The organism is Paenibacillus sp. FSL E2-0190 (genome assembly GCF_037992965.1).
GTDB classification, from domain to species: domain Bacteria; phylum Bacillota; class Bacilli; order Paenibacillales; family Paenibacillaceae; genus Paenibacillus_AQ; species Paenibacillus_AQ odorifer.
Genome location: NZ_CP150306.1, coordinates 4,023,397 through 4,036,847, shown reverse-complemented (window position 1 = coordinate 4,036,847; position 13,451 = coordinate 4,023,397). Strand labels below are relative to the sequence as shown.

Genomic DNA, 13,451 nt, shown 5'->3' with positions numbered 1-13,451 from the left:
CTGAAATATATAAAGACACCTCAAGAGAGGTGTCTTTTTGTTGTTTAAATTAACTATCTGCAATTAAAATATCCGATGTTTCCAGCCATTTAATTTAGCGATAGCCTCGATATAATAGTAGTCTCCATAGATCAGGGATACATCAATGAAGGAATTGCCACTGCCAGTTCCGTGCAATAAAATCGCTTCATGCTCCGGCAGCTCCCAGGTTGCGTAATTTTCCGTCAGTGAGCGCAGAATTCGCTCCGCTGCATTTGCATATAGACTTTTTTCGCCTAAGGGTACGATATCTGCAAGCTCTAATAATCCTGAAGCGGCTATAGAGGCTGCGGAGCTATCTCGGAACATCCGGGTATCATCCTCTAGGCGGAAATCCCAATAAGGGACTTGATCCTCAGGCAAAGCAGAGATGAAATAATGTGCGATCCGCTTAGCAGTGTTCAGGAAACGTTCATCACCAGTGTGGCGATAAGTATTGATAAAGCCGTACAATCCCCAAGCTGTTCCTCGGCTCCAAGAGGATTCAGCCGAGTAGCCTTGACCGCCAAAATTCTCAAGATAAGCACCTGTCTCTGCGTCAAAAGAAATAATATGTTTGGTGGATCCATCCTCACGTATGCCATATTGCATTGTCGTTTCGGCGTGGCTAATTGCAATATGCTTATAGCGGGGATCACCTGTCACTTTGCTGGCCCAGAACAGCAGGGAGATATTTAACATACAGTCGATAATTACCCAGCCGTATTTATCTTCATTCCATGCGCGGATGAATTTGCCTACAGGATTATAGCGGGCAGCGAGGAAATTCGCAGCTTCAATTCCTCTGCGCAGGGCATCTTCGTCACCTGTAATTGTATGTTTGATTACAGCTGTCGGAAGGAATTGGAATCCCACATCGTGATGCATCTCAACCGTTGGTTTAACAAACCATTCCTCCAAGGTACCGTCCCAATGCCAAGCAGCCACCTTGTAAAGATCTTTTCCGGTCATATCATGCATGATCCAGAGGAGTCCAGGCCAGAACCCTGTAGTCCACCAGTCTGAACCGATATCATCAAATTTGCCATCTTTCCCGGCGAAATGCGGGCACTTGTCACCGATCTGCTCTACCATACGTTCCACTTTTGTATCAAGTCTACCCATGATTTCCTGCCAATAAGGGCTTGTCATTATTATTGCCTCCAGTGTAATTAGGATGTTATGAGTATAGCTTTCTAAAGCTCAGGAAAGTTGTGTTTTGATATAAGGAAATGTTTGATTATTGTCATGTTGAAGTTGGCTTATAATTTAAAACTGACAAAATACAAACATTTCTGCATAACACATTAAAACTTTATCGGTGTTGGAAGCGATACAATCGAAATGAACAGGAGGATGGTAAAGTGGATGATTTACAAGTATATAAAGCACCTAAAGATATCCCGGGACGTGAGGATTATAAGGTTAGAGTACGGCAGCCTGAAGGAGAATGGCATAGCTTGTTTATTTACGAGGTTAAGGTAGATATGCATGAGGTGCGTCCTGCATCCATGGCTTATTTTGATCTGGAAGGTACAGTAGAAGTTGAAGTCACCTGTCTTTATACGGAGATTGATTGTGTGAACATTGCTCCGGCTTCGCGAGGGATCTCTTACGAATATCATGGAAATACCATTTTGTTTAAGCTAACAGGTCCGCAAAAGTTATCGATTGAGATCAACGGTGATATTTTTCGGAATCTGCATTTATTTGCTAACCCTAAGGAGAAGGATGCCCCTCAACCAGAGGATGCTAATGTTCTAGTAGTCCAACCGGGTATACACCGGAAACCTGATCTTTTACGGCTGCTGGATAATGCCGCTGCTGATCCTCGTGAAAAAAGGAAGGTGCTTTATTTCGCTCCAGGCACACATTATATAGAAGAAACAGTATTGCCGGTCCCTTCGGAAACCACGGTGTATCTTGCCGGAGGTTCAGTGCTTGTAGGTTCCTTGGTATGCGAGGGAGTTCATGATGTATCCATTCGTGGTCGCGGTATAATTTATCTTGCGGATTTTCATCGATTCTCGGCCTTTCGAGGGATACGAATTATTTTTTCGCGATCCATAAATGTGGAAGGTATTACCGTGATTGATCCGCCACATTACAGCATTTTCATCGGGCAGTCTGAGCAGATTGTGATTGATAATTTCAAATCGTTTAGCACTCGGGGGTGGTCTGATGGCATTGATATTATGTCTAGTTCCGAGGTTAGAATCCGGGATGTTTTTATGCGTAATTCGGATGATTGTATTGCTATTTACGGCTCGAGATGGGATTTTTATGGGGATACCCGTAATATTAGCGTTCGTGATTCCATTCTGTGGGCGGATGTCGCTCATCCATTAATGATTGGTACACATGGGGACCATGAACGGAACGGGGACACCATTGAGTCTATTGTTTTTGCAAATATTGATATCTTGAATCATCACGAACCGCAAGAGAACTATTGGGGGGCAATGGCGATTAATGCCGGGGATCGAAATAGGGTATGTAATGTTCTATATGAAAATATACGTGTAGAGCGTATTGAGCGGGGGCAGCTAATTGATGTGCGGGTGGTCTATAACAAGGATTACAATCCAGAGCCGGGGACAAGCATCCGGAACATTACATTTCGCGACATCAGCTATAGCGGGACGGCCAACCCTTCACGAATTTATGGATATGACGAAGAGAGAGCTGTTGAAAATGTGACCTTTGTCAATTTAAAAATCAATGGTGAATTGGTGGACGCCCCCCGCCCAGAGCTGATAGATATTAATCATTTTGCTAAAAATATACTCTTCGTTACTGAAAAAAATACGGTTGTGTAGATTGGATCTAATTACTTTTTCTATATTTTAATGGCGTCGTCCCTAGGACTCTTTTGAACAGTTGATTGAAATATGAGGCATTTGGAAAACCAACAGTGATTCCGATTTGCTCCACAGGCAGGTCTGTCGTTCCTAACAAGCGGCAGGCCTGTTTGATCCGGCGGGCAGTCAGATAATCAACAAGCCTTCCTCCGGTTTCCTGATGAAAGATTCTGGAGATATAGGATTTGGACAAGTGAATCTCCTCAGCTAACTGATCCAGATTAACCTCCTCATGATAATGCTCTTCGATAAAACTCATGATTTTCTCAGAATAACGCAAGGTTCGCCGTTCTCCTGATTGGAATACATGCTGATCTTCAGTTCCTATATTGCTCAATAATTGAAGAATTAACAGTGAAATGTCTTCGGTATCCTCAGTCAGACTGACTTTTTTATTGTGATTATATTGCTCCAGAATCCACTCCACCGACTCAACGTGATCCTTAAGATCAAAGGCACAATGTGTATTTTTCCCTTGCCAAAGCGCTGTGAATAAAGCCTTCCTTTTCGCAAAACCCTCCAGCAGGTGTTCAGCAACATGTGGATCAATGTAGAAGATGGTTCGTTCAAAAGGACATTCGGGAGAAACCTCAGAATAGATCCGGTGCAGCTGATAGGGCTGGAAAAAGAATAACATTCCCCTGCGAATATCGTACATCTGCTGATTCACAACAACGTTTCCTTGTCCGCCATACACGAACATGACTTCACAGCATTGATGCCAGTGATAATAACCTTTGTAATAGTCGTCGGTATATATTTTATAATCCCAAATCAAGGTCTTATGTTCTTCAAAAACAACAGGTTCGAACAGCTGCTTCATAGGCCCTCCAAGATGACAAAATACAAACATTTTCTTATATCTCATTATAACTTTAATCGTTATGAAAGCGATACAATAAATACGTTAAACTATGAAAAATCCGGTAGTGGAGGGTAACATTATGACGCAAAAAATTGTTAATCCGGTGTTGGCAGGTTTTCATCCAGATCCGTCTTTTATTAGAGTAGGGGATGATTATTATATCGCAACCTCTACTTTTGAATGGTTTCCAGGTGTAGAAATTCATCATTCCAAGGATCTAGTTCATTGGCATTCCATTTCACGTGTGCTGACAGAAGCCTCACAAGTAGATCTGCGTGGTAACGTAAGCTCTGGTTCCATTTGGGCACCCGCGCTTTCTTATGATCAAGGCGTATTTTATCTGCTATTTACAGATGTGAAATCTCGCAAAAGTGTATATAAAGATCTGCATAATTATTTAATTACAGCGACGGATATCATGGGCCCGTGGAGTGAGCCGGTTAGACTTAATGGCAGCGGATTTGATCCATTTTTGTTCCATGATCTGGAAGGGACCAAATGGCTGCTTAATATGCGTTGGGATTTCCGTAAAAATCACAATAACTTCTCTGGCATCGTTATGCAGCAATATGACCCGGAGACTGGCAAATTAACGGGACCTATCCATGAAATTTATAAAGGGACACCTATCGGAGTGACCGAAGGTCCGCAATTGTACCAGAAGGATGGGTACTATTATTTGCTGACAGCAGAAGGGGGCACCGGCATCAACCATATGGTCACCTTAGCTAGAAGCCGAAGCCTCACAGGTCCTTATGAGACGGATCCGGATTTCCCGATTATGACCACGGCACATGATCTGACCTACCCGTTTCAGCAAGCAGGGCACGGATCGCTCGTAGAGACTCAGAATGGGGACTGGTACATGGCGCATTTATGCACACGCCCGATTCCGGGAACGTCAACGATGAATCCGTTAGGCCGGGAAACTGCGATTCAACGTTGTGAATGGACAGAGGATGGCTGGTTGCGATTGGCCCACGGAGGGAAGCTGCCTGCATTGGAGACCGTGGCTCCTGAACTGCCGATATTCACTTTTGAGGAGCTGCCAAACAGAGATGAATTTGATGGAGAGGTTCTTGGATTTCCTTACCAAAGCTTGCGTGTGCCTTTTGATGAATCTTGGGTTAGCTTGAAGGAACGTCCGGGTTTTCTTCGTCTGCGCGGCAGAGAGTCATTAGCTTCACTGCATGATCAGAGTTTAATTGCCCGGCCGATTCAACATTTTGAATGCTTAGCTACAACCTGTCTGGAATTCGAGCCGAATAGCTTCCTGCAAATGGCTGGGTTAGTCCTCTATTATGATGACAGTGATTACTATTATTTGCGTGTTACCGCAGATGAGATTCGTGGAACTAGTTTGGGCGTTGTGCTGTGTAGAGGTGGCAAATACGATGAGATTTCCTCTATGCAGCTATCTGTGAAAGATTGGGATCGTTATTATCTAAAGGCGGAAATTCATGGACGTGATCTGTTGTTTTATGCTTCATCAGACGGGGTGAATTGGACAGCTGTCTGTACTCCCTTAGATTTTGGTACGCTTTCGGATGAATATGGCGGCAAGCTTGGCTTTACCGGTTCCTATGTCGGGGTATGTGCTCAGGATTTGGATCAGCAAGCGAAGCCGGCTTATTTTGACTATTTTGAATATAAAGCTTTATAGGGGTTTGGAAAAGCCATAACATTCTTCATAGTCTATTTTAGGATAAAATGTTAATTTTTACTTATCTTACATAGAAAGGGATGTTTGTGATTTTGAAAAAGACTTATAAAGTTGCACTAACCTGCACGCTCTTGCTGAATCTGGCCCTGTCCTCTGCTGCAATGGCCGCACCCATCGACGTCGACGTGAGTAATTTGAAAGAAGTCCAAACTTCTGGACCGGAAAAGGTTTGGGTTGGAGAATGGAAGGGCGACGATACGATTATTGTGGACACACAAGGAAATGTTACTACAGTTGGAGAACTCAAAGAGTCATCAAGCTTTGTACCCCCGGCAGATGACAATCTTATTAATAATGAATTGTTAGCACCGGAGCTAATAACACCTACTTTTGAACCTGATTCTCCGCAAGCAATTCTAGCTTCCACTTATGGTCATGCGTGGCCGTATACAGCCGAAAATAGTTATGGGATTAACTGTTATGGTTATGCCTTAAGATTTCCAGGGGCAATCAACCCTGGTGATGGAGACGGGGTCTCAAATGTCAGAGATCCTGCCTATTTTACTAACGTGTATTATACTGCTGGTCTTGTGGTTCAAGATGGCAATACGAATCCTTTATACTTTAAACCGGGTTGGCGGATACTTCCGGGCCGAACTGCAGCGATTAATTCCGATGAACATCGAATTGCACTAAGAGTGGGATGGATCGACTCAAATGGTAATGGTAAAGTCGATATTCCTGAGGATAACGTAGATTACCACTTCATGCTTCAAAATAGCTCAGGTCTATGGTCAGAGAAACATGGACATCAAGCGTCTCAAAATACGGGAATTTCAGATCCTAGCAATTTCGTCTGGAGCAATGGTTCTCTTTATGGTTTTTACAATAGTGTAACCGTTTATATTGCTGCAAAAGTATTTTAGAATTTCATAAAACATTACGTATGGAATAGCGATAGTCTTTTTTTTGAAGATTATGGCTATTCTTTTTTTAGTGTCGAATTGTTTATGGGATTTTGTATACACTTTTGAGTTTTAATGTGATACAATTAAATTGTACACAAATTAAAATAAGGTGGTTATTTTGATGGTATGGGTAGCTAATATTATGGTCGGTGTTGTTGCGTTAATACATATCTATATTGTTTATTTAGAAATGTTCGCTTGGTCAAAGCCAAAAGGGCTTCGAGTCTTTGGAATGACACAGGAAGTTGCGGATGCTTCTAAAACACTGGCAGCGAACCAAGGGGTATACAATGGATTTTTGGCGGCAGGTTTAATTTGGGGATTGGTTCATCCGAATGTAAATTTCGGTCATCAAATTGAAATCTTCTTCTTATCAACTGTTATAGTGGCAGCGTTATATGGCGGACTGACGGTGAAAAAGTCTATTTTATTTATGCAAGGACTGCCAGCTTTAATTGCATTAATCCTCGTGGTTTCGATTTAAGATAACATAGAAGTAATCGATTAGGTTTCTACCTCGCGTACTTGCGTGGTGGAAGCCTTTTTTGCGTAAGATCAAGAAATTATTGGGTAATGAAATGCGCTGGATTAAAAACAGGAATTATGGATGGTGTACCAAGAAACAACAGAGAATTGGTTGATTAATGTGTTTTAGCTACAGGTGTGGTCCTTAGATAAGATGTAAGGGACTTTAACAAACCCATTGCATGCTTGTGTGGGCTGAATGAGTAGACAGAATGGCGTTTAATCTGAAAGTTCTAGACTTTTAAAGTAAATTCTCATCATAAAAAAAGAGCTGCTACCCAGCAGGGAACACCTGTCAGGGAAACAGCTCTTTTTATGTGCTGGTTTAAATGAGGATCTTATTTAATAGAGGCTGCATAAATCGCTTCTACAGATTTGGAGAGGAGCGCGTTAAACTCTTCTTCTGACTGCCCAGCACTTAGTCCCTGCGATAACGCACGTGAGAAGCTGGCGATCAGTCCTTGATTATGGGCGAGCTTATCGTTGGCCTCCGCTTGTGTGTAACCGCCGGACAAAGCGACAATTCGCAAAACATGAGGATCATCCACTAATTCGCGGTAGAAATTATTCTCCGTTGGGATGGAGAGCTTAAGCATGACCTTCACGTCTTTGCCCAGCGTAGACAATTGGGCCGATAGTTCTTCTTTTAGCAGCTTCTCTGAAGCCGTTTTATCAGCACTGTGGATATCAACTTCCGGTTCGATAATAGGTACGAGTCCCGCTGCTAAAATCTGCTTACCGATTTCAAACTGCTGTTCAACCACCTTTTTGATACCGGAAGGATTAGCCTCTTTAATCACCGAGCGCATTTTTGTACCAAAGATGTTACGTTCGTTGGCCCGCTTCAGAAGATCACTCAAGCCGGGAATAGGCTTCATTAGTTGTACTCCGTCTTCAGGGTCGGCAAGACCTTTATCGATTTTCAGGAAAGGCACAATCCCTTTTTTCTCCCATAGAAAATCGGCAGTATATTGCCCGTCTATGGAACGATCCATTGTGTTCTCAAATAAGATTGCACCCAGTATATGCTTTGAATCAAATGCAGGGCTCTTGATAATGCGCGTTCTCATCTCGTGAACCAACCCATACATTTGATCTTCATTAGAGTAACTGTCCTCTGCAACACCATATTGCAGCAGCGCTTTTGGTGTACTGCCACCACTTTGATCCAAGGCAGCTATAAATCCCTGTCCCGTCCGAATTTGTTCCCATTGCTCCATATTCATGAAAATTCTCCTTCCTTTCGTGAACTGAATGAAAAATCTTATGTTCATTAACTATAACACTTAATGTACCGGCTCTAAACAAATGGCATTGTAACTTGGTAGGTAACTAGTCCAATGTGAGGTGGTTTGAATCTGCGATATAAGGACTTCCGGATCTGATTGATCCATGGGGATGACGAGATATCTACGTGTAGGTCTCCTGAGTCCGATCCCTAGATGGTGAAGACTTGCAATCTTAGCATACGAGAACGAATCGACGTTTGAGGTCACTTTTTGGTCGAGTAGCTGCATCTGAGTCCAATAGCATGGCGAAATGGGCTAAATCTGCGAAATAGCGTCTCCTGAGTCCGGACTATCGATGGCGAGGACTTGCAGCCTCCGTATACGAGAACGAATCGACGTATAATGTCATCTGAGTCCAAACCCATAGTTAGTGAAGACATGCAGCCTCAACTGACGAGTACGAATCGACGTTTGAGGTCACCTGAGTCCGGACTAGCCAAGATTGATGATACTACAGCATCGTTCGGACTGTATTGCAGCTATTTAGATTTTTTGGAGTATTATTCAGAAGTATCGGACTGCATAGCTCTTATTTCCAAGTATTTGCTCCAAAGAGGGGTGGATTTGGTTCAATAGCTGCATCTGGGTCCGATAGCATGGCGAAATGGGCTAAATCTGCGAAATAACGTCTCCTGAGTCCGAACCATCGATGGCAAGAACATGTAGCCTCCGCAGACGAGTAAGTATCGACGTATAATGTCACCTGAGTCCGGACTAGCCAAGATTGACGATACTACATCATCGTTCGGACTGTATTGCAGCTATTTAGAGTTTTTGGAGCATTATTCAGAAGTATCGGACCGCATAGCTCTTATTGCCAAGTTTTTGCTCCAAAGAGGAGTGAATTTGGTTTAATACCTGCATCTGAGTCCGATAGCATGGCGAAATGGGCTAAATCTGCGAAATAACGTCTCCTGAGTCCGAACCCATAGTTAGTGTGGACATCCAATCTCGTCAGACGAGTGTGAAGTTACGTGTAAGGTCTCTTCAGTCCGGACTATCGATGGCGAGGACTTGCAGCCTCCGCAGACGAGTAAGTATCGACGTATAATGTCACCTGAGTCCGGACTAGCCAAGTTTGAAGATACTACATCATCGTTCGGACTGTATTGCAGCTATTTGGTGTTTTTGGAGTATTATTCAGAAGTATCGGACCGCATAGCTCTTATAGCCAAGTTTTTGCTCCAGAAAAGAGCGAATTAGGTTTAATAGCTGCATCTGGGTCCGATAGCATGGCGAAATGGGCTAAATCTGCGAAATAGCATCTCCTGAGTCCGGACCATCGATGGCAAGAACATGTAGCCTCCGCAGACGAGTAATTATCGACGTATAATGTCACCTGAGTCTGGACTAGCCAAGATTGACGATAATACATCATCGTTCGGACTGTATTGCAGCAATTTGGTGTTTTTGGAGCATTATTCAGAAGTATCGGACCGCACAGCTCTTATTGCCAAGTTTTTGCTCCAAAGAGGAGTATATTTGGTCGAATAGTTGCATCTGAGTCCGTTAGCAGGGCGAAATGACCAAAATCTGTGAAATAGCGTCTCCTGAGTCCGGACCATACATGGTGTGGACATAAAGCCTCAGCAGACGAGTAAGTATCGAAGTAGAATGTCACCTGAGTCCGAACCCATAGTTAGTGTGGACATAAGGTCACGGCAGACGAGTACGAATCGACGTTTGAGGGCACCTGAGTCCGTTTCCTCCATGGTGTGGACATAAAACCACCGCAGATGAGTAAGAATCGACGTCTAAGGTCTCCAAGGTCTGATCTCGCCGCAGCCGGAGATGCGGGTAAACATAAATGTTACTCCAATCTGGATCTAAAGACGCTCTATGCGAACTTTTAAGTGATCCCCCAAAGCGCACACTTAGCAAACTACACTCACAGGGTACTCTTAGCAAACTTCAGGACATTCCCAATGGTACACCTAGCAAACTCAAGACATTCACAGGGTACACCTAGCAAACTTCAGGACAATCCCAATGGTTCACCTAGCAAACTCAAGACATTCACAGGGTACTCTTAGCAACCTTCAACCTATCCCCAATGGTACTCTTTGCAAACGTCATCTCATCCCCAATCGTTCTCTTCACAGACTCCAGTCACTCCAATGTGCTTAGCAAAAATTCCTTCGAAGTATTCTCAAGTAATATTCCTCGAAGCAGTCACTTTTTATGCTTAATTCCCAAACTTGGTATCAAAACGCATAGTCTTCTTCGAGGCGTGCCAGACCAATCCAGTCAATTACTTAAACTTAGTTTGAAACACAGTGGAAGGATGAGCTTATTTAAGCGACTGGGAATTTTGTTTATGTTGTAAACAGCTTTGGATCAAGAATTTTAAATCAGAGTGTGTAAATTCAGAACGCCAAAAGCCATGCTGGGAGCGGGTTGTTATCTTATTTTCGGATTATTTCCTAGTAAATTAATACGAATAATCCAATAAGATAATTGGTGTGACATTAATCATAATTACCAATTCGAAGCTTTGTGAAAATAATAACTTTTCGTAAATGTCGAAATGAGGTTGACGAATAAAAATATCAGTCGTATGATTGATTCTACTGAGTATGCTAGTAATTAAAAGTAAGTTAATAAATAATATATAATAGCGGGAGGAATGAAAGTGGAATCATCAACATTTGTGCTTTTTGGCGCTACAGGAGATTTAGCAAAACGTAAAATCTATCCTGCACTATATAACCTCTTTTTAGATGGTCAAATTTCAGGTCCTCTCTCAGTGATTGGATTAGGAAGAAGAGAAGTTTCAACTGAAGCTTTCCGTAAGCAAGTCCTGCAATCTTTGCAGACATTTTCTAGACAGCCGGCAGTAGAATCTCCACAGTTGCAGGTTTTCTTGGAAGCTTTTGAATATAGCGTTCTAGATGTAGGTAATACAGAGGATTATTTGAAGCTCCTGGAGCATGTTAAACGTCGTGAGCAATTTTTTAACATTCCGGAGAATCGGATGTTCTATTTATCGGTGGGTCCTGAGTTTTTCAAGGAAATTGCCGCCAATATTCACTCTAGTGGTCTGGGATCTACGAAGGGCTGGAAGCGTCTGATTATTGAGAAGCCTTTTGGTACAGACTTGCAAACAGCAAGAGAGTTAAATGACAGCTTGAATGCCGTATTTACTGAAGAGGAGATTTTCCGAATTGACCACTTCTTGGGTAAACCGATGGTTCAGAATCTGGAAGTTCTAAAATATTCAAATCCTGTGCTTAGAGCACTGTGGAAAAATCGGTATATCGCAAATGTGCAAATTACGGCGAGTGAGATTGTTGGCGTTGAAGAACGGGCAGGCTATTATGATAAAGCTGGGGCACTTCGTGATATGTTCCAGAACCATATGCTGCAATTGCTCATGATGATGGCGATGCAGCTTCCAAAAGGCAGTACACCTGAAGAGATCCGTGGGAAGAAAAGATATGTCATGGAGCGCCTCATTCCGCTAAGTAAAGACGAAGTTAATCAATATGTTGTCCGCGGACAATATGCTGAAGGTGAAATTAAAGGTAAATCTGTTGCAGGCTACTTAGATGAACCAGGAATTAGCCAATCCTCACAAAATGAGACGTTTATTGCAGCGCGTTTGTTTATAGATGATCCATTGTGGAATGAAGTTCCGTTCTATATCCGTACCGGCAAGAGAATGAAAGAGAAATCAACAAGAATTGTTATAGAATTTAAAGAACCGTTTAATGATAACAATAACAAAAATAAAGGAACTGACGTTCCAAATCTACTCATCATCGAGATCGGTCCGAATGAAGCCATTACGCTTCAGTTGAATACGAAGGATCAGCTGCAAAAAGGGAAACTTGAACCTGTCCTCGCTACTTATGAAGCCGGAACTTCAGACGTACCAGAAGCTTACGAAAATCTGATCTTTGATGCACTTCGTGGTGACGCCACTTTCTTCGCTCATTGGAAAGAAGTCGAGCTGTCATGGCAATGGGTTACACCAATCCAGGAAGCTATGGAAGAGGGGCTAATGCCACTTCATACCTATGCTTCAGGTTCTTATGGTCCAGATGCGGCTATGGAGCTTTTGGGTGAAGACCGCTGGTGGTTTGATGATACAGATCAGGAGTCAGATCTTCTCGACGCTCAAGCAGAAGTTGCAGCAGCGCAGGAATCTATACGGCCAGGGGCTTAAGCCCCTGCCTGTTTTTTTTGCCAATTTAGCTAAAATACATCACAAGAATCTATAAATCGGAGGGAATTTACATGAAAGTAGGATTAGTTGGGTTAGGAAAAATGGGTTTTAATTTGGGTCAAAATTTGCTGGATCATGGACATGAGGTTGTTGCTTTTGATCTGAATGCACCTGCTGTAGAAGAAATGAAAGCTAAAGGCGCTAGTGGAGCAGTAACGCTTCCAGAATTGGTACAGCAATTGGAAACACCAAGAATCATTTGGATCATGGTTCCGCATCAGGTCGTTGATTCTGTAATCGCTGAACTTACTCCACAGTTGTCTAAAGGTGATATCGTTATTGAAGCAGGAAACTCGCATTATAAGGAATCGATTCGTCGGTATGAGGAATTGAAGGAGCACGGAATTCACTTTATGGATGCAGGTACCTCTGGCGGTATGGAAGGGGCGCGTAATGGCGCTTGTTACATGGTTGGCGGAGATCCCGAAGCTTGGGAAGTTGTGGAGCCTATTTTCCGTGATACAGCTGTAGAAAGCGGCTTTTTATATGCTGGTAAAGCAGGTAGCGGCCATTTTCTAAAAATGGTGCATAACGGTATTGAATACGGCATGATGGCTGCTATCGGTGAAGGTTTTGAGGTTCTGGAAAAGAGTGAATTTGACTACAACTTTGAGGAAGTAGCTCGGGTGTGGAATCATGGCTCTGTAATCCGTTCGTGGCTGATGGAACTTGTGGAACGCGCCTTCTCGAAGGACGCTAAACTAGATGAGATTAAGGGCATTATGCATTCGTCTGGTGAAGGCAGATGGACGCTTGAAACCGCCTTTGATTTACAAGCGGCGACTCCGGTCATCGCAATGGCGTTATTGATGCGTTACCGTTCCCTTGAGACCGACACATTCACTGGAAAAGTAGTTGCTGCACTGCGGAACGAGTTCGGCGGACACGCTGTGGAAACTAAATAAGATTGGCCGACTCTGAATTGAGTGTTTACAAGCTCGAATTTCCCGCAATTTATGTTGCGGAGAAATTTGGGCTTTTTATTTTAAGGGGAATAGATAATGGGAAGTATAGATGGAGTACGAATTTAATGC

9 protein-coding genes are annotated in these 13,451 nt (G+C 43.0%); 6 read left to right on the top strand and 3 right to left on the bottom strand.

Annotated elements, in window-relative coordinates:
- Positions 1 to 63: 63 nt before the first annotated feature.
- A complete protein-coding gene (locus tag NST25_RS17795) occupies positions 64 to 1,170 on the bottom strand; it encodes a glycoside hydrolase family 88 protein (RefSeq protein WP_340392039.1) in 1,107 nt (368 codons plus the stop codon).
- Positions 1,171 to 1,382: 212 nt separating this feature from the next.
- Here NST25_RS17795 and NST25_RS17790 point away from each other — a divergent pair, with 212 nt between their 5' ends.
- A complete protein-coding gene (locus tag NST25_RS17790) occupies positions 1,383 to 2,837 on the top strand; it encodes a glycosyl hydrolase family 28 protein (RefSeq protein ID WP_340392037.1) in 1,455 nt (484 codons plus the stop codon).
- A gap of 7 nt (positions 2,838 to 2,844) precedes the next feature.
- Here NST25_RS17790 and NST25_RS17785 read toward each other — a convergent pair whose 3' ends face one another.
- Entirely contained in the window at positions 2,845 to 3,702 is an 858-nt protein-coding gene (locus NST25_RS17785) for an AraC family transcriptional regulator (protein WP_076128265.1), read from the bottom strand.
- Positions 3,703 to 3,823: 121 nt separating this feature from the next.
- Here NST25_RS17785 and NST25_RS17780 point away from each other — a divergent pair, with 121 nt between their 5' ends.
- From NST25_RS17780 to NST25_RS17770, 3 genes are all read left to right on the top strand, one after another.
- Positions 3,824 to 5,407 (top strand): glycoside hydrolase family 43 protein, encoded by a 1,584-nt coding sequence (locus tag NST25_RS17780; RefSeq protein ID WP_340392036.1) that lies wholly within the window; start codon positions 3,824 to 3,826, stop codon positions 5,405 to 5,407.
- A 92-nt stretch (positions 5,408 to 5,499) separates the two neighbouring features.
- Positions 5,500 to 6,333, top strand: coding sequence for a hypothetical protein (locus NST25_RS17775; protein ID WP_340392035.1), 834 nt, complete (start codon positions 5,500 to 5,502; stop codon positions 6,331 to 6,333).
- A gap of 163 nt (positions 6,334 to 6,496) precedes the next feature.
- Positions 6,497 to 6,859, top strand: a complete 363-nt coding sequence (locus tag NST25_RS17770) for a DUF1304 domain-containing protein (RefSeq protein WP_340392033.1) — start codon at positions 6,497 to 6,499, stop codon at positions 6,857 to 6,859.
- A 379-nt stretch (positions 6,860 to 7,238) separates the two neighbouring features.
- Here NST25_RS17770 and NST25_RS17765 read toward each other — a convergent pair whose 3' ends face one another.
- Positions 7,239 to 8,126 carry a fructose bisphosphate aldolase gene (locus NST25_RS17765; RefSeq protein WP_076278114.1) on the bottom strand — a complete coding sequence of 296 codons (888 nt, stop codon included), beginning with the start codon at positions 8,124 to 8,126 and terminating at the stop codon, positions 7,239 to 7,241.
- Between the two features lie 2,695 nt (positions 8,127 to 10,821).
- Here NST25_RS17765 and zwf point away from each other — a divergent pair.
- Both zwf and gnd read left to right on the top strand, forming a co-directional pair.
- Positions 10,822 to 12,357: a glucose-6-phosphate dehydrogenase gene (zwf, locus tag NST25_RS17760; protein ID WP_076219345.1), complete on the top strand. Its 1,536-nt coding sequence runs from the start codon at positions 10,822 to 10,824 to the stop codon at positions 12,355 to 12,357.
- A 71-nt stretch (positions 12,358 to 12,428) separates the two neighbouring features.
- Complete coding sequence (gene gnd / locus NST25_RS17755) at positions 12,429 to 13,322, top strand: phosphogluconate dehydrogenase (NAD(+)-dependent, decarboxylating) (protein ID WP_036688068.1); 894 nt, start codon at positions 12,429 to 12,431, stop codon at positions 13,320 to 13,322.
- The last annotated feature ends 129 nt before the right edge of the window (positions 13,323 to 13,451 follow it).